This is a genomic window from Mesorhizobium sp. B264B1B (assembly GCF_020165765.1).
Lineage (GTDB): Bacteria > Pseudomonadota > Alphaproteobacteria > Rhizobiales > Rhizobiaceae > Mesorhizobium.
The window spans coordinates 165,502-186,146 of record NZ_JAIUIS010000010.1; the positions used below are offsets into that span (position 1 = coordinate 165,502).

Annotated in this window: 20 protein-coding genes; 9 read left to right on the top strand and 11 right to left on the bottom strand. The window is 61.4% G+C overall.

The window, feature by feature from the left end; all coding sequences use genetic code 11:
• Positions 1-3 precede the first annotated feature (3 nt).
• Positions 4-750 carry a DUF4142 domain-containing protein gene (locus tag LB547_RS21165; RefSeq protein ID WP_140525119.1) on the bottom strand — a complete coding sequence of 249 codons (747 nt, stop codon included), beginning with the start codon at positions 748-750 and terminating at the stop codon, positions 4-6.
• 247 nt (positions 751-997) lie between these two features.
• On the opposite strand from LB547_RS21165, the gene LB547_RS21170 reads away from it, so the two are divergent.
• Positions 998-1,327 (top strand): hypothetical protein, encoded by a 330-nt coding sequence (locus LB547_RS21170; protein ID WP_140525120.1) that lies wholly within the window; start codon positions 998-1,000, stop codon positions 1,325-1,327.
• 83 nt (positions 1,328-1,410) lie between these two features.
• Here LB547_RS21170 and LB547_RS21175 read toward each other — a convergent pair whose 3' ends face one another.
• The 7 genes from LB547_RS21175 to LB547_RS21205 form a co-directional block, all read right to left on the bottom strand.
• A complete protein-coding gene (locus LB547_RS21175) occupies positions 1,411-1,761 on the bottom strand; it encodes a hypothetical protein (protein WP_140525121.1) in 351 nt (116 codons plus the stop codon).
• A gap of 2 nt (positions 1,762-1,763) precedes the next feature.
• Entirely contained in the window at positions 1,764-2,123 is a 360-nt protein-coding gene (locus tag LB547_RS21180) for a hypothetical protein (RefSeq protein WP_140515218.1), read from the bottom strand.
• Positions 2,123-3,343, bottom strand: a complete 1,221-nt coding sequence (locus LB547_RS21185; protein WP_140525122.1) for an Nramp family divalent metal transporter — start codon at positions 3,341-3,343, stop codon at positions 2,123-2,125. Before LB547_RS21185 ends, LB547_RS21180 begins: the two co-directional genes overlap by 1 nt.
• Positions 3,340-3,726: a hypothetical protein gene (locus LB547_RS21190; protein ID WP_224647132.1), complete on the bottom strand. Its 387-nt coding sequence runs from the start codon at positions 3,724-3,726 to the stop codon at positions 3,340-3,342. The genes LB547_RS21185 and LB547_RS21190 overlap by 4 nt, the downstream gene beginning before the upstream one ends.
• A 476-nt stretch (positions 3,727-4,202) precedes the next feature.
• A complete protein-coding gene (locus tag LB547_RS21195) occupies positions 4,203-4,439 on the bottom strand; it encodes a hypothetical protein (protein ID WP_140497440.1) in 237 nt (78 codons plus the stop codon).
• A gap of 137 nt (positions 4,440-4,576) precedes the next feature.
• Entirely contained in the window at positions 4,577-5,179 is a 603-nt protein-coding gene (locus tag LB547_RS21200; protein ID WP_140525123.1) for a diguanylate cyclase, read from the bottom strand.
• A gap of 34 nt (positions 5,180-5,213) precedes the next feature.
• On the bottom strand, positions 5,214-5,432 hold the full coding sequence (locus LB547_RS21205; protein WP_140497436.1) for a hypothetical protein: 219 nt from the start codon (positions 5,430-5,432) through the stop codon (positions 5,214-5,216).
• A gap of 178 nt (positions 5,433-5,610) precedes the next feature.
• On the opposite strand from LB547_RS21205, the gene LB547_RS21210 reads away from it, so the two are divergent.
• The 3 genes from LB547_RS21210 to LB547_RS21220 all read left to right on the top strand — a co-directional run bounded on the left by LB547_RS21210 (position 5,611) and on the right by LB547_RS21220 (position 10,795).
• Complete coding sequence (locus LB547_RS21210) at positions 5,611-7,944, top strand: FdhF/YdeP family oxidoreductase (protein ID WP_140525124.1); 2,334 nt, start codon at positions 5,611-5,613, stop codon at positions 7,942-7,944.
• A gap of 806 nt (positions 7,945-8,750) precedes the next feature.
• On the top strand, positions 8,751-9,536 hold the full coding sequence (locus LB547_RS21215; protein WP_140525125.1) for an SDR family NAD(P)-dependent oxidoreductase: 786 nt from the start codon (positions 8,751-8,753) through the stop codon (positions 9,534-9,536).
• Between the two features lie 80 nt (positions 9,537-9,616).
• Entirely contained in the window at positions 9,617-10,795 is a 1,179-nt protein-coding gene (locus LB547_RS21220) for a zinc-dependent alcohol dehydrogenase (RefSeq protein ID WP_140497428.1), read from the top strand.
• 404 nt (positions 10,796-11,199) lie between these two features.
• Here LB547_RS21220 and LB547_RS21225 read toward each other — a convergent pair whose 3' ends face one another.
• Positions 11,200-11,571: a response regulator gene (locus tag LB547_RS21225; RefSeq protein ID WP_140515210.1), complete on the bottom strand. Its 372-nt coding sequence runs from the start codon at positions 11,569-11,571 to the stop codon at positions 11,200-11,202.
• Positions 11,568-14,675: a CheR family methyltransferase gene (locus LB547_RS21230; RefSeq protein ID WP_140650290.1), complete on the bottom strand. Its 3,108-nt coding sequence runs from the start codon at positions 14,673-14,675 to the stop codon at positions 11,568-11,570. The genes LB547_RS21225 and LB547_RS21230 overlap by 4 nt, the downstream gene beginning before the upstream one ends.
• 185 nt (positions 14,676-14,860) lie before the next feature.
• Between LB547_RS21230 and LB547_RS21235 the strand changes: the two genes are divergently transcribed.
• Positions 14,861-15,559 carry a response regulator gene (locus LB547_RS21235; protein ID WP_224655943.1) on the top strand — a complete coding sequence of 233 codons (699 nt, stop codon included), beginning with the start codon at positions 14,861-14,863 and terminating at the stop codon, positions 15,557-15,559.
• A 40-nt stretch (positions 15,560-15,599) separates the two neighbouring features.
• On the opposite strand, the gene LB547_RS21240 is transcribed toward LB547_RS21235, so the two are convergent.
• The gene (locus LB547_RS21240) at positions 15,600-15,872 is read right to left on the bottom strand and encodes a hypothetical protein (protein ID WP_140497420.1); all 273 of its coding nucleotides are present in this window, start codon (positions 15,870-15,872) and stop codon (positions 15,600-15,602) included.
• 216 nt (positions 15,873-16,088) lie between these two features.
• Here LB547_RS21240 and LB547_RS21245 point away from each other — a divergent pair, with 216 nt between their 5' ends.
• The 4 genes from LB547_RS21245 to LB547_RS21260 are packed head-to-tail and all read left to right on the top strand — an operon-like array spanning position 16,089 to position 20,645.
• Positions 16,089-17,195 carry an NAD-dependent epimerase/dehydratase family protein gene (locus LB547_RS21245; RefSeq protein WP_140763656.1) on the top strand — a complete coding sequence of 369 codons (1,107 nt, stop codon included), beginning with the start codon at positions 16,089-16,091 and terminating at the stop codon, positions 17,193-17,195.
• On the top strand, positions 17,192-18,271 hold the full coding sequence (locus LB547_RS21250) for an NAD-dependent epimerase/dehydratase family protein (RefSeq protein ID WP_140763659.1): 1,080 nt from the start codon (positions 17,192-17,194) through the stop codon (positions 18,269-18,271). The genes LB547_RS21245 and LB547_RS21250 overlap by 4 nt, the downstream gene beginning before the upstream one ends.
• Positions 18,268-19,560: a TIGR04295 family B12-binding domain-containing radical SAM protein gene (locus tag LB547_RS21255; protein ID WP_140497414.1), complete on the top strand. Its 1,293-nt coding sequence runs from the start codon at positions 18,268-18,270 to the stop codon at positions 19,558-19,560. The genes LB547_RS21250 and LB547_RS21255 overlap by 4 nt, the downstream gene beginning before the upstream one ends.
• The gene (locus LB547_RS21260) at positions 19,545-20,645 is read left to right on the top strand and encodes a glycosyltransferase family 4 protein (RefSeq protein ID WP_140729452.1); all 1,101 of its coding nucleotides are present in this window, start codon (positions 19,545-19,547) and stop codon (positions 20,643-20,645) included. The genes LB547_RS21255 and LB547_RS21260 overlap by 16 nt, the downstream gene beginning before the upstream one ends.

Here is a 20,645-nt window from a genome sequence, read left to right on the forward strand (position 1 = left end):
GGCTCATTTGCTGTCGGCGACGACGTTGCCCTGATAGTCGAGCCCGACGGCGACACTTTGGCCTGACTTGGTCGCCTGGCCGCGCCAGATGCCTTGATCGTCCTTGGCAAGCTTCGACACATTGGAATAGCCGGCATCCTCGATGCGGCTCTTTGCCTGGGTCTCGGTGAAACTGTTTGCGCCGGGCACCAGGGCCGCGGCATTGGGCGTGTTCGTGGTTTTCACAGCGGGCGTTGTCGCTCCCGTGATGGAGTCCTGGCCGGCGGCGATCTTTTCGATCATCTGCCGATGCATCTTCAACGTATCGACCGTCTGCTGGGCGAACGTCTTGAGGGCCGCGTTGTCGCCGTCGCGGGCGTAGCTTTCAAACAGATTGACGGCATCGGCGTGCGCCTTGCGCTGCATGTCCACATAGGCCGGATCGATTGGCGGCTGTGCGTTCTGGAGCTTATCCAGATCGGCCTGATGCTGCGCATCGAGCGCCGTCGGCATCTTCAACTTCTGTTCGCCGGCAATCGTTTCCAGCTTGGCGTTGGCCGCGCCGTGGTCCCGGATCATCGTCTGCGCGAAATTCTTGATGCTTTGATCCTGGGCCTTGTCCTGGGCAATCTTGCTTGAGTCGACTTCGAACTTGCCGCCGACGGCGGCCTTGTCGACGAAATCCTGGGCGCTGTCGGCAGCAGCCAAAGCAGGCATTGCGATAAGCATGGAAGCAGCGGCGAGCGAGGCAAGAAGGTGTCGCGTTTTCATTGGCTTTGTCCTTGTCGATGCGCGAACTTACGATGCGCCCTAACAAGCCAGGATGGGCTTTGTTCCGGCGCCGTGCGATGCGCTGCAAGCGCCTTCGGACAGGCCCCACAGCCGGCCAGGAGACCTTCAACATCGGGACCGCGGCGCGGAACAAATCGGCGGCTGCGAGATTTGATTTTAAATGCGACCCATGAGCGTCAATCTGTCGACCGAGCGAACTTGCCGAATTGGGTTCCGAGGAGAGTTCATGGCCAAGATTTCAAATTCCACACCTGCCGCAGCCAGGGGAGAAGTTCAGGCCGGAGCCACACGGGACAAAACGCCCGGATTCGATCCTGCAGTTGCCCCGTTCGAGACCGACGCCGAGGCGGCGGACACGCAGAACCCGGTCACTGAAGCAGGTCCGCAGCGTTCTCTCCGGCCAAAATTCGAAAACGATGCCAGCTTCGCCAACGCGATGCGGCCGGTGGAGAACGAGCCCGAACTGCAGCCCCGCAGCAACTGGCCGCTAATGGTGATTGCGGCCGTCGTACTGATAGCGGCCGCGGTGTTCCTGGCAGCCAGCCTGCTGCGGTAAGGCGCATCATCCTGAGTGCAGACAGCATCAGATAACCCTTGGCTGAGTTCGAGCACTTTTCGCGCGGCCGTCCGCCTGGGTCGTCATCGATCCTGCCTCGCTCGTGGATGAAATTCGGGCGCGCCCTTCATGCCGGAAAGTTCCGTTGTCGAACACAGCAGCCTCGGCCGTGCAGGATCGGAGATGTCGAGCTTGTCCCAGGGAATACGGTACAGGCCGTCGCGACGGCGCAGCCGGAAGAAATCCAGCACCGCCGTACCGATGGTCGAGGCCGAGAGACGCTCGAAAGCGGCGTAGATACCGACATGGAATTCGGTAACGACGAAGTCGTCGCCGGCCGGTTCGGCTCGTATCTCCTCGATATAGCCGATGCTTTCGCCTTGCCGCGAGAGAACGCGTCGTCCGGCCAGATGTTCGAGGTTGACGGTGGACATCATCAAGCTCCCGGAATGCGTCCGATGACATGGTCGCGCAGCCAGTCCTGCCAGGCGAAGATCGAGGTTTCGCGCACATCGATATCGAACTGGATGTCGACGCCTATGTCCTGGACCTTCTTCCAGGCGATCCGGTGCGGCTTGCGATGGCGTTTGCCGCCCCACGCTGCCGCGAGCTGCGTCATCCAACGCCCTGGCCGTACGCCGAGGCGACGCGCCAAGGTGACGGAGCCGAGCTCGACCGCGATGATCCTCGGCGGCTTGCCCGGCCGCAACTCCGCCACCAGCCCGTCGATCTTGCCGATCTTGACCTGTTCGCGGTCGACGATCTGCTTGTCGAGGATGTCGCGCAGCAAATCCATCACGTGCCTCCGAATATCTGCAGGGGAATGGTCACCACGGCGAGCACGAAACCAAGCCCGATGATGAAGATCACCGCGGCATTCGAGACAATGCCGTTGCGGTGCTCGCCGACATAGCGCTTGTCGTTCAGCAGGAAAAGGAAAGGAATTACCGTCAGCGGCAGGCTGGCGGCGGTCAGCGCCATGGAAAAAATGGTGAGCTTCAGCGGATCGAGCCCAAGCATGATGGGGATGGCGGCCAGAAACAATGATACCGTGTAGACGGCACTGAAGCCAGGATCGTCGCGTGGCTTGAGGTTTTCGCCCCAGTTCCATCCAAACCCTTGCGCCACCAGATAAGCCTGTTGCAGCCCAACCTCGAGTGCGGCGCCGAAGCAAGCGATGGCGAGCGAGGCAACGAACAGGACGAACCCCCAGAAGCCGAATATCGGGATCAGCATCAACGGTAATTGATGATAGTCGTCGACCTGATCGATGCCGTGCGTTGCAAGCACGAGCGCGGCCACCATCAAGACGCCGATCGAAATGGTGCCGCCAAAGGCCATGCCCAGTCCGGCGATGGCCCGATTGGTTCCGAGATAGCTTCTGTCCCACTGGTCCTCGATCGCCCCCGAGGAATAGAACATGAACAGGTAAGGCGATATCGAAGCGCCAAGGATGCTGACCGCCATGAACCAGTAACTCGCCGCATCATGGGTCGGCAGTGTAGGCACCGCGCCGGACGCGACAGCTGTCCAATCGGGCTTCAGCATCATCGCTGCGACCACGAAGCACAGCGTCACGAGGCCGAGTATCGACACGCCTTTCTCGATCAGCCCGAACGTGCCTTTCCACAGCAACAGCCATGCCATCAAAGCCACGGGTAAAGCCCACCATTGAAAGCCAATGCCGGTGGCAAGTTCGAGCGCGATGGCAACACCACCGATCTCGGCGGACAGCACCATGAAATTGACCAGCAGGGCGGCAAGCAATGGCCATAGCGAAACGTTGAAGCCAAATCGTTCCCGGATCCCGTCAGAGATCGTGTGATGGCTCACGGCGGCAAACCGGCCGGCCATCTCGACCAGAAAAATGATGCAGATGGTGCCGAGAACCACCGCCCAGATCAGCTGAAACCCGAAGGTCGCACCTGCCTGGGCTGCCGTCGCCATCGATCCGACTTCCAGGAAGCCGCCAACACTGGTGACGATGCCCAGCGATATTTCCAGGAGCTTCTTCATGGCTTCGGCGCGAAATATCTGAAGTAAGCGGCGGCCAGGGAGCGCGTGGCCGTCCGAATATCTTCCTGAGCCTCCTGCACTTGCGGGCGGCGGTCCGCTTGCACTCCCGCCTGGGCGCGGTTCACCGCGATCGACAGGTCCTTGACCGCCTCCGCCAACGCAGCCTGCTCGGCAGGTTCAGCCGTAGTGGCCGATCGGATCTTCGCGTCGATATCGGCCAGTGTCGTGCCGGCCGATTGCAGCGTGCCCGAAGCATATTTGGAAGGGGCAGCTCCCGCCGCCCAGGCATCAAGCGTCATTGATACGGTCTGCGCCGTCGAGGCGGCAGTTCGGGATTGCTGTTCGATCTGGTCCGAGGACGAGCACGCGGTCGACATGGCCATGAGCAACAGCAGGCATGCGCTGTTGCGGCCAAGGCGACGGCCGCTAAGAATTAGATCCGGCGTTGGACCCGCCACACGAATGACCTCCCCCACCAACGAAAACCATGTTCGGCGTAAGTTTTGATCTAGCGCGCCCGCCCTCCCCGTCAACCGAGGCCACGATCGAGCCCAGCACGGAGTGCAAGTCTGTCGGCCGCGGCAGGTGCCAAGCGGCAGCGACGGGGACCAGCTCGAGCGGAACAAAGGATCGGCAATCGGATTAACGAGGAGTCGGGCGGTTCGACTTCCATCCTGATCGCCGCGCCGCCCGAACGATCGACTGGCAGGGAAGGACCCCTCGATGCCCCGTCTCATTGCCTGGATAGCCATCGTGGTGATTGTGCTTGTCGCGGCTTGGATATGGTTCGGGCGCGATACATCGGGCAGCGGGGGCGGCAGCCAGCCGGCGCCTCACGCGATAGACCAGAACGGGTAGTTCAGTCTGGATGATCCTGCTCGGCGGCGCTCCGGGTGCGCTCGGCTTTGTACTCGTGGATCAGGCCCAGAATCTGAGCCTTGACCGTCTCGCGCGCCTCAGGTTGGACGAAAGGCATCAGCCGTTCGACAATTTCGCCGACCGTCTGCGGGAGATCCGCGGCGGAATCGGTGAGCTGGCTGCCATGTTCGTAGACATTGTCCGTCAATTTCTTGTCGAGGTCGGATAGAAATCCCATCGTCGCACTCCCCATCGCTGCCATGCCCGCTCTCTCAATGGCTCGCCCGACAGAAATGTTCCGCACAACGATCCTGGCATTGCAGACCGGCTGGATTCCGATGCCAGTGGCCGGAGGAGTGTCGCTGCGCGATCACGTCAACGCAATGTCGTCTGGCCCGGATCCCCTCGCCTGGCCTTCGACGGGATCAGTTTCCCGGCATTGGCCCGCAATCCCCTGACGAGCTCTTCCAGATAGGGAAGCAGTTCGAAAATCAGGATCACGGCCATCACGCAGGCAATGTAGGTCACCGGCAGCTGCTCCGATTTCCAGACAAGTTCGAAGCGCGCGGTTTCCGTCCCCGCCCCGAACAAGGCGAGGAACTGTCCCCAGTGGAGGGAAATGACGCTGACCAGCCCCATCAGCGGGATCATCTCCAGGAAGCTGTGAACGTGCTGCTCGATCGGCGTGACGGTGCGGGCGGTGGTGGCGTAGCTGACGTCCCACATCGCTGTCGCCTCGTGGACGAAGAAGGTGACGATCATGATGAGAATGATGAGAGCATTCACGTCAAGAAACATGGCGGCCAGCAAAGGTATTCCGACCTCGGCGAACATCAGAAGGTGGATCAACGACTCCTTGGCGCCTGTCGTCGATTCGATGTGAGAGGCGCGATGGCAGATCCAGTCGGCAAATCCGGCGGCCAACCAGACCGGCAGCAGGAAATACATCAAGATCAGCACGGTAGGATCTGACAGCATGACATCCTTTCGCGCGGGATCCCGTTCGAGGTCGCTACTGCTGCCCCGGCATTTCGGTGTTTTCCTGGGGATTTTTCCGGACACCCGCGGCTGGCGAAGTATCCGTCGGCGCGTTACCGCCCCGGTTCTGTTCAGGCGCCCGCTTCAGTGGCGAGGTATGCCAGCCCATGTCGGCATAGAGAAATCCTATGAGGAAGCCGATGATGATGATGGCGGCTATCACGAGCGAAAGCACTGCATTGCGTCGCACCATTGCCAGGCTCCCTTCCCAAGCCGAACAGCCGATCACGAAAATAGTTCCACGACCGGCCGCGATCACTCCTCGGTCGCGTCGGCTTCGACCCGCAAGATTCGACCCCAACTCTGCACGGAGCCGCGGGAACAATCGGTGACGGGCGAGGTTCGGTATCGGTTCTTCAAGGACGATCTCGATGAAACCTGCCGTAACCGACCGTATTGAAACAAAAAAATACAACCATCCCACAGGCGGATGGGGATCCCTGAGGTCATTGGTCCGCAAGGCATACGGCGAAGGCCTGCTGATGTCGGGCATATGGAGCACGCTGCTCAAGCAGAACAAAGCCGATGGCTACATGTGCGTTTCCTGTTCATGGGCCAAGCCGGCCGATCCGCGGCCCTTCGAGTTCTGCGAAAATGGCGCGAAGGCGACCATGTGGGATCAGACGAAGCTGCGTTGCGGCCCCGATTTCTTCGCACGACATACGGTCACCGAACTGCTCGACTGGCCGGATCGTGACCTCGAAAAACAGGGCAGGCTTACGGATCCCCTGCGCTACAATGCCGTAACCGACCGCTATGAACCGGTTTCCTGGGATGACGCGTTCCTCGAGATCGGGATGGAGCTTCGGCGGCTCGATCCGAAATCGGTCGTCTTCTACACATCCGGCCGGGCCTCGTTGGAGGCTTCGTTCATGTATCAGCTCTTTGCGCGTATCTATGGCTCATCGAACCTGCCCGATTCTTCCAACATGTGCCACGAATCGACCTCGGTCGGGCTGCCCGAATCGATCGGCTCGCCGGTTGGAACCGTGCAGCTCGAGGACTTCTCCCAGTGCGACATGATGTTCTTTTTTGGCCACAACACCGGGGTGACGGCGCCGCGGCTGCTGCATCCGCTGCAAGAGGCTCGTCAACGCGGGGTGCCGGTGTTCACCTTCAATCCCTTGCCGGAAAGGGGGCTGAAGCGCTTCAAGAATCCGCAAGATCCCCTTGAGATGCTGTCGCCGGGGCCCGGCACGAAGATGTCCAGCGACTTCTTCCAGGTCCGCAGCGGCGGCGATATCGCCGCCATGACCGGCATCGCCAAAGCGGTGCTGGCGCTCGACGACGCGGCACGGGAACACGGGAATCCGCGCGTCCTCGACGTCGATTTCATTGCCGAGCACACGGATGGTTTTGCCGAATTCGAGGCTTACCTGCGGGCAGCCAGGTGGGACGAAGTCGTCAGGCGCTCGGGAATAGCGCAGGCGGATCTCGAACATGTTGCCGAGGTCTACAGCCGCTCCAATGCGGTGATCGGCAATTACGGCATGGGTTTGACACAGCACCGGCACGGTACCGAGAACGTGCAGATGCTATGCAACCTGCTGCTCATGCGCGGCAACATGGGAAAGCCCGGCGCCGGCATTTCACCGCTGCGTGGCCATTCCAATGTCCAGGGCCAGCGCACTGTCGGCATATCCGAAAAGCCCGAGCTCGTCCCGCTCGACAAGTTCGCCCGGTTCTATGATTTCGAGCCGCCACGCGAGAAGGGTCTCGACACGGTCGAGGCCTGCGAGGGCGTCATCGCCGGCTCGGTGAACGGCTTCATCGGACTCGGCGGCAATTTCGTTCGCGCCGTTCCCGAAACCGGCCTGATCGAGAAAGCATGGCGTCGGCTTGGGCTGCATGTCGAAGTCGCCACCAAGCTCAACCGCAGCCATCTCCTGCCAGGGGCGGTGACCTATCTGCTGCCCTGCCTGTCGCGGCTGGAAAGGGACCATCAGGCGAGCGGTGACCAGACCGTTTCAATGGAGGACTCCACCGCCTGTATCCACGGCTCCTTCGGTTCGCGTCCGCCGGCTTCACCGCATCTGCTTTCCGAACCGAAGATCGTGGCGGAACTGGCCAAGGCCACCGTATCGGGGGTGAGTTCGATCCCGTGGGATAAATGGGTCGCCGATTATTCCCTTATCCGCGATGAGATCGAGCGTTGTTACCCGCAGCATTTTCGTGAGTTCAACAAGCGGTTCCTGACGCCGGGAGGCTTTCACCGCGATATCAAGGCCTCGAAACGGGTCTGGGAGACGCCGAACAAGAAAGCCAATTTCAAGCTGCCGACGACGCTTGAAACAGACCCGGACATCGATGTTTCGGGTCACAATGTGCTGACGCTGATAACGGTGCGCTCCAATGACCAGTTCAATACCACCGTCTATGGGTACAATGACAGACTGCGCGGCATACACGGCACACGCATGGTCCTGTTGATGAACGAGGCCGACATTCAGCGGTTCGGATTGAGCGCCGGGCAGGAAATCGATCTGGAAACCCATGCCGATGATGGCGTGGAGCGGCGGGTTCGAGGTTTGCGCATCACCCCCTACTCCGTGCCCGAAGGCAACTGCGCCGGTTATTATCCGGAACTCAATCCCCTGGTTCCTCTGTGGCACCGGGCCAAGAAGGCTCACGTCCCCGCCGTCAAATCGGTACCCGTCAGAATTGTTGCCAGGGAACCCAGAACGAGAAGCTCGGCGCGCCACTAAAGCAATCCAGGAAAAGTGTGTACGGCTTTCCGGGGAAAAGCGCGGTGCGCTTTCCCTTAGGAATTGCGCAAAAACAACAACACAGAGTGGTTAGCCGTTTCCGCAGACGATGAACTGCTCTATGGCGGTCCCAGTCTGGTGGGCTAGGCCGGTAGCTAGCCGCCAGCCGGCTTAGGGGATGCCGGCTGGGCCGGTTGGGTGCCTTGCTGATCTCCGCCGGTGGTGGTTTGTGGGGTGGGGTTCGTGTCGGTTGTGGGGTTTTTGTCGACCGGCTGACTGTTCGTATCCGCTTTGGATTTGTCGGGATCGGGATTGTTGCACCCGGCCAGACAGACCAGTGCCAGCATCAGCAACACGGCTCTCATATCGATACTCCTTCGGTGGGAGATGGCGAAGCAGCCTGCCAAGCTTCCATCCGGTCGAATCGCACCGAAAGCCCCTGCCTGGCCGCGCTTCTGGCCAACATGCGATCCAGTTCGGCATCTTCGATCGGGCTGCGCATCACCTCACGAATGGCCCTGCAAGCCAACTCCGTCGACACGAAATCATATCGCCTGCTCCTGGTCAGCACATATTGCTCGACCAGCATTTTCACACGCCGGAGCGCGATCTTATCAGCATGTTGCATCATGTTCCTCCTGCACGCGCCGAACTGCGGGACCATCCGGTTGTTCCCGCCCGAATTCCGAAAATCCATCGCCCGGCCAAGAGCAGAAGTCAGACTCCCGACAGGCGCCGACCGGACGATACCGATCCACGGAACAATCATCTCCTCTGCTGGTTCGGCCGGCACGACGGAGGAAATCATGACGGATGCAAAACTCGCAGTGGTCACCGGCGCCTCGAGCGGCATAGGCAAGGAACTTGCGAAACTCTGCGCGAAGGATGGCTACAATCTCGTCGTTGCGGCTGATGAACCGGCAATCCAGCAGGCCGCCGAGGCACTCGGGTCACATAACATCGCAGTCGAAGCCGTCGAGGCCGATCTCGCGACCGTCGAAGGCGTGGATCGGCTGATCTCCCGAATTAGCGAGCGTGACATCGACCTGCTGTTTCTCAACGCTGGACGCGGGCTCGGCAATGGCTTCGTCGACCAGGACTGGGGGAAGATCCGGCGCATCATCGACACCAATATCACCGGAACGGTGTATCTCGCGCATGAACTCGGCGCCAAGATGGCTCGCCGCGGGCGCGGGCGCATTCTTTTCACCGGGTCGATCGCCGGTTTCATGCCCGGGACTTTCCAAGCCGTCTACAACGGCACCAAGGCATTCATCGATTCCTTCGCGATCGCCTTGCGTCACGAATTGCAGGACACCGGCGTCACGGTGACCGTGTTGATGCCCGGCGCCACGCAGACACGCTTCTTCGAACGCGCCGAGATGATGGACACCAAGGTCGGCACCGACGAGAAGGACAATCCGGCCGACGTTGCCAAGGCCGGCTACGAAGCGATGATGACTGGCGAAGAACAGGTGGTCAGCGGCTGGAAGAACAAGCTGCAGGTCGCCGCTGCGCATGTCACGCCAGCGGGTACGCTGGCCGAACAGCACCGCGAGATGGCTGCGCCGGGCTCGGCGTCCCAGGACTGACCGGCGGCATCTCCGGCGCCACGCACGAGAAACGCGCGTCTCACCAATGAAACGCACCCTCGAAACTCAGGAGCAACATCGTGAAAGCCCTTACATGGCACGGCAAAGGCGACATACGCTGCGACCAAGTGGCCGATCCCGTCATCGAGGATGACCGCGACGTGATCATCAAGGTTACCTGCTGCGCCATATGCGGCTCCGACCTCCACCTGATGAACGGTTACATGCCGACGATGAAATCGGGCGACGTGCTTGGCCACGAGACGATGGGCGAAGTGGTGGAGGTTGGTCAGGGCCATTCGAAATTCAAGAAGGGTGACCGGGTGGTGGTGCCGTTCAACATTTCCTGCGGCGAGTGCTGGTTTTGCCAGAACGGGCTGTTTTCGCTTTGCGACCGCTCGAATCCCAACGCAAAACAGGCCGCCGAAGCGATGGGTCAATCGCCGGCCGGCCTTTTCGGATATTCGCATCTTGTCGGCGGCTATTGGGGCGGACAAGCGGAATATCTGCGGGTTCCGTTCGCCGATGTCGGTCCGATCAAGGTGCCGGAGGGAATGGAAGATGAACAGGTGCTGTTTCTCTCCGACATCTTCCCGACCGGGTACATGGCGGCAGAGAACGCCGGCATCGAGCCGGGCGATACGGTCGCGATATGGGGTTGCGGCCCGGTTGGCCAATTCGCCATCCAGAGCGCGTGGATGCTCGGCGCCGGCCGCGTCATCGCCATCGACAAGGTGCCGGAGCGGCTGGCCATGGCGCGTGAACACGGCAAAGCAGAGACGCTCGACTTCAGCAATTCCAATATCTACGACGCACTGATGGCGATGACCGACGGCCGCGGCCCGGATCGCTGCATCGACTGCGTCGGCACTGAATCCGACCCCGGCGCCAGCGCCGACGCCATGCTCGACAAGGTGAAGGCCGCCGTCTATCTCGGCACCGATCGGCCGCATGTGCTGCGAGAGGCGATCTATTGCTGCCGCAAGGGCGGCACCATCTCGGTTCCCGGCGTCTATATCGGCCTGGTCGATCACATCCCGTTCGGCGCCGCGATGAACAAGGGGCTGACCTTCCGAATGGGCCAAACCCATACCCAGCGCTATCTCGAACCACTTCTGGCCAAGGTCCAGAATGGCGAGATCGACCCGTCTTTCGTCATCACCCACAGAGCCGAGCTCGAAGCCGGGCCGGACCTCTACAAGACCTTCCGAGACAAGCAGGATGGTTGCATCAAGGTGGTTATGCGGCCGCATGGCTGAGATGTCGCAATTCCAGAGGCAAGAGCTGTGTCATTCCCGGCATCCGTTGGACGCCCGCCCGATCGGCATTGGCAGTTCGGAACTTTCTGTTGTGTCGGCGATTGACCCGCTGAGTTCGGTTCGGAAGAAGGGTGCCGCCATGGCCAACGAGAATTCTCGCTCGAAACCCGTTATTCGGTCTCCGAACACCGATGGTTTGCCACACCCGAGGCGAGACGCCGGTGATACGGACGCAGGGGCGAAATCGCCGACGCCGAAGACTGCCGGAGGATCTCACCCTTCAGCCCCTCCCCTGGACAATCCCACAGCCAATCGAAATGCCGGTCGTCCCCGTCAGCCCAGCACGACTCCGCGACCGACGGACAAGCCCTTGGACTGATCCTGTGGCGCCCTTCGAGTGCCCGTCAACGCGAAACGTCGCGCAGCGACCCCAGGTCGGCCAGCGCAGCCAGGATAGCTGCTTCAGTCGCCGGCTTGGGCACGAATTTGCAGTCGCGAAAGGATGCCGGTAGGTCGCGCGCGCCAAATCCCGTCATGAGGGCGAAGGGAACACCCTGCGCCTGCAATGTCTCCGCGAGGGGCAGGCTCGTTTCACCGTTCAGCTGAATGTCCAGCAACGCCATGTCGATCTTGTCCGAGCCGACGAGACGAAGCGCCGCCGCTACCGAAGGCGCGGGACCGACCACCTGGTAACCGGCGCTACGCAGGACTAACGCGGTGTCTTCCGCGATCAGCCATTCATCCTCGACAACCAGGACGCGCGGTCCGTCGTTCACGACCCCTCCTTCCGGTTAACGGGAAATGCGATCTGAACGTTGAGGCCTTCCTTGCGAAAAACGGTTTCGACATGGCCGCCAAGCCTGTAGCCGATCTCTCCCTGCAGCAGCGTGAGGCCAAAGCCGCTGCCGACGGGTTCATTGACAGGGGGACCGTCCTTCTCGCGCCAGGTAAGCGTAAACATGTCGTCAGCGATCGACCACATCACCACCACCTTGCCACGAGGTTTGGAAAGAGCGCCATATTTGGCCGCGTTGGTGGCCAGTTCGTGGACGGCCATGCTAAGGGAAAGGCCCTGTTGCGGTCCAAGTTCTATCTCCTGGCCGTTCAGTTCGAACCGTTCAATGCCAAACGGTTCGAGTTCCTGGTGAAGCAGTTCGCTGACCGAAGCTTCCTTCCAGCTTTTCCGGCTCAACAATCCATAGGCCCGCGACATCGCATGCAAGCGTCCGATCAAGGCTTCCGCGAATTCATCCTTCGACACGGATTTCTCCCGCGTGCGGCTCGCAATGCTGACGATCACCGCCAACATGTTCTTGACCCGGTGGTTGAGCTCAGAGATGAGAACCTGCTGATGTTCTTCCGCCTGAGCCAGAGTGGTGACGTCGACCAGTGTCACGACCACACCCTGAACGCGGTTGCTCTTGTCCCGATAGGGATTGATATGGACCATGTGAAACCGCCCGGCGCTGTCGCGCGCAAGGTGGTGGTTCAGGGTCTCGCCTGTCTCGAACACCTCGGCGATATGCTGCTTCAACTCGGGATACTCCAACTGGCTCGACAGGTCCGTCAGCGGCCGGCCGACGTCGGAGGGTCGCAGACTGAAGAACGACGAAGCCGCGGGCGTGAAGGTCCGCACCACTAGATTGCGATCGAGGAAAATGGTCGCGATCTCCGTGCTTTCGAACAGGTTGCGCAGATCGCTGTTGGCGTGATCGAGTTCCTCGATCTTGTTCGTCAACTCGGCATTGATAGTGTTCAGTTCCTCATTGAGCGACTGCATTTCCTCCTTCGAGGCCTCAAGTTCCTCATTGGTCGACTGGGCCTCCTCGTTGACAGAGACGAGTTCCTCGTTGGACGATTTCACCTCTTCCAGTGCGGTCTCATATTCCTCGATCGTCGATTGCAGGCGCTCCCTCGCATCGCGCAGTTCTCGCTCCAGATCGGCGGTGCTGTCGGTGTCATGGCTGCCGCCTTCGTCTGTGCGGATCTGCGTAGGTCCCGACGGTTCGAACAGGACGAGATAGAGCGGCTCGCCATTGTCGCGTTCCGCCAGCGGCTCAATGGTGAGCTTGATCGGCTGGATCCGCTCATCATCCTCCTCGACCGTGAGATTTTCCCGTATGACGGTCCGGCGCGTCGACGTCGCTTCCCGCAGCGCGGCGCGCAGGTCGAGTCGCAGCCCACGGCGCGCCATTGTCAACAGTTGCCGGCTGGGAATGCCTTGCGGCGCTTCGAGATATTTGCCGGTGCGAGCTGAGTAGTAGACGACATCGCCCTCGGCGTTGACCAGCACATGCGGGGGGGCGAAGCGCTCCAGCACCTGCGCCTCGACCGCCTGGCGTAGGGGATAACCGGCGGCTCCCTTCCTCAAGCCAGTGCTCTCGGACGGGAATGCGCCTGAACGGCCATCGCCGATCAGGGCCGGCAGCCTGACATGCGGCGAGGCATGCTCCCGCGCCTGGAAGATGCGATGTTTCTTGTCGACGGTAGCGAACAGATCGTCGTTCTGTCCGACGCTCTCCGAGGTGCCGAGGAAAAGATAACCGCCGGGCTTCAGGGCGTAATGGAAAATAGGAATGACCCGGTTCTGAATGGCGGGGCCGAAATAGATCAGCAGGTTACGGCACGACACCAGGTCCATGCGTGAGAAAGGCGGGTCGCGAACGACGCTGTGCGGCGAAAAGATGCACAGCTCCCGTATCTCGTTGCTGATGACATAGGTGTCCCCGTCGCCATTGAAAAACCGCTGGCGGCGTTCGGGGGAAAGTCCCTGCAGCAGGGCTTCAGGATAGCGCCCTGCCCGCGCCACCGCCAGCGCCGGTTCGTCGATATCGGTCGCGAATATCTGGATTCGCGGAACGACCGGGAGCTTTTCCACATGTTCGCGCAGCAGGATGCCGATGGAGAACACCTCTTCGCCTGTGGCGCAGCCGGGAATCCACACCCTGATGATGTCGTTGGCGGTCTTGCCTTCGAAGAGTTGCGGTACGATCTTTCGCTCGAGCAGTTCGAAGGCCTCGGGATCGCGAAAGAAGTTGGTGACGTTGATCAGCAGGTCGCGAAAAAGGTTCATCACCTCGCGAGGGTCCTTCTGCAGCCATTCCACGTATGCGCCAATGGATTGCATCTGCGCGATCTGCATGCGCCGCTTGATGCGTCGCAGGAACGTCTTGGTCTTGTAGCCCGAGAAATCATGGCCTGAGTGGCTGCGCAGGATGCCGTAGATCTGGGACAGGACCTTTTCCATACCCGCCGTGCGGACGCTATCCTCCTCCGCCAACCCATTCAACGCGTCGAAGCCGCGCGTGAAGGCTTCCAGTTTCGTGCCGATCTCCTCGGCGGGCGCGGCTATATCGATAAGTCCGCTGGTGATGGCGCTCTGCGGCATATCGGGGTTGCGCGGGCCGTAGCCGTCGGAGATCTGCGCGACGGTGAGCCCGCCATGCTCCTTGATCGCCTTGGCGCCCAAGGTTCCATCGGAATCTCCGCCCGACAGGATGACGCCGACGGCATGTTCGCCCTGGTCTTCGGCAAGTGCGCTGAAGAAGATGTCTATGGGTTTGCGCTCCTGGCTGAACCCATTGGGCCGGCGCAGGCGCAGCATTCCCTTGTCGATGGTCATGGTCACGTTCTGCGGCATGACATAGACGTGGTTTGGTTGAACGATCATGCCGTCCGCCGCGATTTCGACCGCCATTTCGGTGTAGCGGCCGACGACCTCGTGCAACAGGCTCTCTCGCTTGGGGCTGAGATGAGTGATGACGACGAACGCCATGCCGGGCTGATCGGCCATACCCTTGAACAGCCCTTCCATCGCCGGAATCCCGCCGGCGGACGCGCCGACGCCAACGATGGGAAATCTTTTCGACTGGGCTGTCACTGGAAGTTCCCCTTTCGGCACCTGTGTGCGAAATCACTTATGAAGCAGGCGGACAGCAGGTAAGCATAGGCGCGGCGGAGATACGGAACAAGTCGCGACGGATGGCGTTGAATTTGGAGTTCACGTGTTCAATGACCAAACGTCCATTCTGAAACAAAGCTCCCGACGCACATGGAGTCAGCGGCGTGGAATTGCTCGACGATTTCGGCCGGGCTCGTGCTGAAACGCCAGCAGGCTCGGCCAGGGAGACTGTTTCCACGAGATATCGGTCGAGAAAGGATGACGAGGTGCGCGATCTGCAAGGGGTGCATCTTCTGATCGTCGAAGACGAATGGATGGTAGCCGGAGATCTCGCCCGTTATTTCAGCAATATGGGTGCGATCATCCTGGGACCGGCAGCGACGGTCGAACAAGCATCATTGCACACTGAATTGGCCGAGGCTGCCATCCTCGACGTCAACCTCAACGGGCGACGGGTCTTTCCGATCGCGGACGAACTGATGCGCCGCGGCGTGCCGTTCGTGTTTTTCAGCGGTGACAGCGATATCGCCATTCCCGAACATCTCCGGCATGCCAGCAACCTGCGAAAATCCTCGGGCAGCGGGGCTGTATTCAATGCTCTTTTCCCGCCGCAAAGCCCGGCTGCGGCGAGCGGCTTTGTGCCAAGTTCGCCGGACGACGTGTTTTCGCTCCTGCCCAAACTCAGGCTTGCGGCACGTCTGTTGCTGGGGGATGTGGAAGCCTCCGACCGGCTTGTCGAAAGGACGCTTGAGCGAGCGATCCGTGACATCGACCAAAGGCGGATCGGCCAGTCCACCGAAGACTGGCTTAACGCCATCATGCGCGATTTGGCAAAGTCCAGCGGCGCAAGGCTTCTGAACTGAGCCGAACCAGGTTTCCGATTGATCGCCGGCCGGGCCTCGGTCAGCCCTTTTGGTCACGCTCGACGAACTTGTTGAAACGGCTGGTCTGCCCGCCGCCGGTGTTGGCCTGGTAAAGAAAAGCCAGACGGTTCTCATCGAATATCCGAAAGAACTCATCCCATTCGACTGGTTCGAATGCCTCCTCGGGCTCGCCGAAATCGATCCGCAGGATGCCGCCCTCGCCCTTGGTTCGCACCACTGCCGGCCGGCCGTTCCGCTCCTCGGCCCATTTGCGAATCTCTTCGTGATTGGTGGTCGTCTGCGATTGCGACATCGAAATCTCCTTTGGACCTGCTCTCTCGCCGCGCACGCACCGCGGCAACTGTTGAGCGTCCTAACAGCACACGGCAGGCAATGTTCCAGCACCCGTCGCGCGGTGCGATGCGCCTGCTGTCGAATGAAACCGCCAGGAGAACTTTGTTGATGCCCAGGGAACAAAGCTTTTGCCGAGAAGTTGGGGACGCCGAGGTCACCAGTCCGAGGAGTTGTCGTGAAACGTATACTGGTCACAGGGGGCTGTGGTTTCATTGGTCGCCACGTCGCACAAGAATTCGCCGATCACGGTTATTCGGTTTGCATCCTAGATGCATTGCTGGATCAGGTGCATGCAGGCGAAGCGGTCAACCTTCCCGCTGGAGCCGAACTGATCAAGGGCGACGTGCGCGATCGCGAAGCCGTCACCAAGGCGCTGAACGGCGTCGACGGGGTGGTTCACCTGGCTGCGGAAGTCGGCGTTGGCCAATCCATGTACGAGATCGCCCGCTACGTCGGCGCCAACGATCTCGGCACTGCAACACTGCTCGAGGTGTTGATCAAGCACCCGGTCGAGCGGATCGTCGTCGCGTCCTCGATGAGCGTCTACGGCGAAGGTCTGTACGCCACGCCCGACGGCCGGCGCATCGGCAACGCCCGGCGCAAGGCCAACGATCTCAAAGGCGGACAGTGGAATCCCTTGTCTGCGGACGGCGAACCTCTCTCGCCGTTGCCGACAGACGAAGAAAAGCCGATCGATCTCGCCTCCATCTATGCATTGACGAAATATGCCCAGGAACGCGCCGTGCTGATCTTCGGCGAAGCCTATGGCGTCGATGCGGTGGCGCTGCGCCTGTTCAACGTTTTCGGCGCCGGACAGGCGCTTTCAAACCCCTATACCGGCGTGCTGGCCAACTTCGCCTCGCGTCTGGCCAACGGCAAGCGGCCGATGATCTTCGAAGATGGCCAGCAGAAGCGCGATTTCGTTCATGTACGTGACGTCGCCCGCGCCTTTCGCCTGGCACTGGAGCAACGCCAGGCAAAAGGCCACGTCATCAACATCGGAAGCGGCCGGGCTTATGCGATCCGCGATGTCGCGCGCCTGCTGGCCGAGGCCATGGGAACGCCGGACCGCTCACCCGAGCTGCTCGGCAAAGCGCGTTCCGGCGACATTCGCAACTGCTTCGCCGATATTTCCAAGGCGCGTGAATTGCTCGGTTTCGAGCCGGGGCGGCAATTGGAGAATTCGCTCGGCGACTTTGTTTCCTGGGTGCGCAACACGATTGCCATCGATCGGGGCGCCGACATGAAACGCGAGCTCGAAGAACGCGGGCTGGTGTCATGAAGCCGGGTAGACGCAACCGTCGCGAAGCACCTGTCGCCATCGTCGGCGGCAGCGGCTTCATCGGGTCCAATCTCGCCGACAGCCTGTTGTCGGACGGCGAGCCGGTGCTGGTGATCGACAATCTCAGTCGCGCTGGTGTCGAACAGAACCTTGAATGGTTGTCGCACAAGCATGGAAGCCGCCTCACCGTGGAAACCGTCGATGTGCGCGACGCCAACGGCTTGGCTTCGGCCCTCACGGGGTCGAAAGCCATATTCCACCTGGCCGCGCAGACCGCCGTTACCACCAGCCTGGTTCGGCCGGGCGAGGATTTCGACATCAACCTTAGAGGAACGTTCAACGTCCTGGAGGCGGCGCGACAGAGCGGCGAACGGATCCCGGTGATCTTCGCCAGCACCAACAAGGTGTACGGCAGCCTCCCCGACATTGCGGTTCGCCCGGAGGGCGAGCGCTATGTGCCCTGCCACCCTGCGATCCGCACCGAGGGCATCGGCGAGGGCCGCAGCCTGGACTTTTGCACACCCTATGGCTGCTCCAAAGGCGCGGCCGACCAGTACGTGCTCGACTACGCCAAGTCCTATGGCTTGCCGACGGCGGTCGTGCGGATGAGCTGCATCTACGGCCCGCGCCAGTTCGGAACGGAGGACCAGGGCTGGGTTGCGCACTTCCTGCTTTGCGCGCTTTCGGGGCGGCCGATAACCATTTACGGCGACGGCAGGCAGGTGCGCGACATCCTGCACGTCTCCGATGCAGTTGCAGCCTACAGGGCCGTGCTCGACCGGATCGAGACGATCACGGGCCAGGCGTTCAATCTCGGCGGCGGACCGAAAAATGCGCTCAGCCTGCGCATGCTGTTGAGCGAGATCGGCAGCCTGACGGATCGAGCACTGTCGATCCGCTATGAGGCAGAGCGGACGGGCGACCAGCCCTTCTTCGTCGCCGATACGAGAAAGATGCAAACCACGCTTGGCTGGACGGCGCATGTTTCGTGGCGAGAAGGCATCCGCGACCTCGCCGAATGGTTGCAGCGTCACCGGCTCGAACCCCACGCCGAAGCCGAGAGGTACGTCGCATGAAAATCGCGTTGGTCAACCCATTCTGGACCTACGACGACAGCATCTATTTCGGCTGCCGCCAACCGCATCTACCCCTGGAACTCGGCTACTCGAAAGCCTTGCTCGAACGGGCTGGCCATGAGGTGCTGATGCTGGACGGACAGCTTCAGAAGCTTGACAATTCCAGCCTTTCCGAACGGGTGGCCGAGTTCGCGCCGGCAATGACGGTCGTCACCACCGCGCCGACCTATCTGTTCTGGCGCTGCGCGCCGCCGGAATTGCGCGTGCCGGCCGATTTTCTCAACCGCCTTGCCGGGCGGGGCGGGCGCACCGTCGCGGTCGGGCCGCATGGCTCGGCGACACCGGCGCCAACGCTGCGCAAGCTCGGCGTCGACATCATCGTGCGCGGCGAATGCGAGGAGGTCGTGGCCGACCTTGCACGGCGCGATGATTGGAGTGCGGTGTCGTCAACCGCCTACTTTAGCGAAGCAAGGCTGATCTCGAACGGCGGTGTCCACGCCAGTTCGTTCATCGACCATCCGCCGCTCGAATGGCCATCGGACTGGATCGCCGCGCACGCGCACCACCATCACAGGTTCGACGACCACCAGGTGGGGTTCGGCGCGGAAGTCGAGGCGTCGCGCGGCTGCCCTTACAATTGCAGCTTCTGCGCCAAGATGGACTTCCGCGATGCCTATCGCCGCCGAAACCACGAGGCGGTCGTGACGGAAATAGACCGGCTGATCGCCCAAGGTGTTGGCTATATCTACTTCATCGACGAGATTTTCCTGCCGCAGAAAGCCTTGCTGGAGGCACTGGTCGACCGTGATGTGAAATTCGGCGTACAGACCCGCATCGACCTGTGGAAGCCCGAACTGCTGGAATTGCTTGGCGCGGCCGGTTGCGTGTCCATCGAAGCGGGCCTCGAAAGCCTGACAGTGGAGGGCCGGGCCATGCTGGCCAAGCGCTGCCGCCTGGGCACGGAGGAACTCGCCGCGCTGCTCGTCGATGCAAGACGCCATGTTCCGTTCGTCCAGGCCAATCTGATCGGCGTGGTCGAAGATGACCCTGCCCTGGTCGACTACTGGCGAAACCACCTGATCGACAACGGCGTATGGGCCAATGAGCCGGTACCGCTCTATCCCTACCCGAGTTCGCCCAGCTATCGCGAGCTTTGGGGCGAGCCCGATGACATCGCGTGGGAGCGCGCGCATGAACACTATCTCGCCTCGTTCCAAAAATTCAGCGACATCCAGGAGAAGCGCCCGCGTCCGCTGGCGGAACTGGAGGCGACATGTTGCGGACACTGACCCCGCGTTCGCGGCGCATCTTGATGACGGTCGATGCCGTGGGCGGCGTGTGGCGGTACGCGCTTGATCTGGCGCGGGAATTCGTGGATGGCGGGGACAGCGTTTTGCTCGCCGGTCTCGGTCCGGAACCATCCACGCAACAGGCCGAAGAAGCACAGTCCTTGGCGACACTGAGCTGGCTGAACACGCCGCCGGACTGGATGACCCGCAATGCCAGCGACCTCGATGCGTTGCCGGGGGAGCTGCATGCGCCCATTCGTGACCACGCCATCGACCTTGTTCATCTCAATGCGCCGACGCAGGCAGTGGGGCTCGATGCGCCCTGCCCTGTCGTGGTGGTCTCGCATTCCTGCGTGGTCACATGGTTCCATGCCGTCAAGGGACAGGCGGTGGACAGCGCATGGGACTGGCAGAGGCAGCGCAACAGGCGCGGCTTCGACAGGGCCGACGCCGTCATCGCGCCGAGCCACAGCCACGCCGGCATGCTCGAAACCTGCTATGGACAAATCGCGCATCTTAATGTCGTCGCCAACGGCGCCCGCCCGGTAGCGAAAGCCGAAAAGCGTCAACCGCTCGTCTTCGCCGCCGCCCGCTGGTGGGATGAAGCCAAGAACGCCGCGGTGATCGACCAGGCCGCGTCGATAACGCAATGGCCCGTCTTTGCAGCCGGTTCCACGCTAGGTCCGGACGGCCAGCGCGCCGGCTTCAGCCATGCCGTCGCTCTCGGAGCGCTACCGCATGATGAGATGCGCTCCCTGATGGCACGCGCCGGAATCTTCGTGTCGCCATCGCTCTACGAGCCGTTCGGCCTGGCGACGCTGGAAGCGGCCATGTCGGCGACGCCGCTGGTTCTATCCGACATCGCCACCTACCGCGAGTTATGGGACGGGGCCGCGTTATTCTACGACGCGCGCGACCCGCACGACCTCGCCGCCTGCATCAACCGTCTCTCCGCGGATGCGCAGCACAGGCGGGAGCTCGGACGGGCAGCCCTGCGCCGGAGCCGCAGGTTTTCGCTGGCGAGGCAGGCAACGGCCATGCGCGACGTCTACGACAAAGCGGCCCTAGCGATGGCGGAGCGCTGA

Bases quoted from the DNA above. Each gene is read 5' to 3' on its own strand.
- LB547_RS21175 (WP_140525121.1), bottom strand. From the start codon at position 1,761: ATGTCCACCGTCAACCTCGAACATCTGGCCGGACGACGCGTTCTCTCG.
- LB547_RS21250 (WP_140763659.1), top strand. From the start codon at position 17,192: ATGAAGCCGGGTAGACGCAACCGTCGCGAAGCACCTGTCGCCATCGTC.
- LB547_RS21215 (WP_140525125.1), top strand. From the start codon at position 8,751: ATGACGGATGCAAAACTCGCAGTGGTCACCGGCGCCTCGAGCGGCATA.
- LB547_RS21195 (WP_140497440.1), bottom strand. From the start codon at position 4,439: ATGGGATTTCTATCCGACCTCGACAAGAAATTGACGGACAATGTCTAC.
- LB547_RS21190 (WP_224647132.1), bottom strand. From the start codon at position 3,726: ATGGCCATGTCGACCGCGTGCTCGTCCTCGGACCAGATCGAACAGCAA.
- LB547_RS21185 (WP_140525122.1), bottom strand. From the start codon at position 3,343: ATGAAGAAGCTCCTGGAAATATCGCTGGGCATCGTCACCAGTGTTGGC.
- LB547_RS21210 (WP_140525124.1), top strand. From the start codon at position 5,611: ATGAAACCTGCCGTAACCGACCGTATTGAAACAAAAAAATACAACCAT.
- LB547_RS21260 (WP_140729452.1), top strand. From the start codon at position 19,545: ATGTTGCGGACACTGACCCCGCGTTCGCGGCGCATCTTGATGACGGTC.
- LB547_RS21255 (WP_140497414.1), top strand. From the start codon at position 18,268: ATGAAAATCGCGTTGGTCAACCCATTCTGGACCTACGACGACAGCATC.
- LB547_RS21205 (WP_140497436.1), bottom strand. From the start codon at position 5,432: ATGGTGCGACGCAATGCAGTGCTTTCGCTCGTGATAGCCGCCATCATC.
- LB547_RS21200 (WP_140525123.1), bottom strand. From the start codon at position 5,179: ATGCTGTCAGATCCTACCGTGCTGATCTTGATGTATTTCCTGCTGCCG.
- LB547_RS21165 (WP_140525119.1), bottom strand. From the start codon at position 750: ATGAAAACGCGACACCTTCTTGCCTCGCTCGCCGCTGCTTCCATGCTT.
- LB547_RS21240 (WP_140497420.1), bottom strand. From the start codon at position 15,872: ATGTCGCAATCGCAGACGACCACCAATCACGAAGAGATTCGCAAATGG.
- LB547_RS21180 (WP_140515218.1), bottom strand. From the start codon at position 2,123: ATGGATTTGCTGCGCGACATCCTCGACAAGCAGATCGTCGACCGCGAA.
- LB547_RS21170 (WP_140525120.1), top strand. From the start codon at position 998: ATGGCCAAGATTTCAAATTCCACACCTGCCGCAGCCAGGGGAGAAGTT.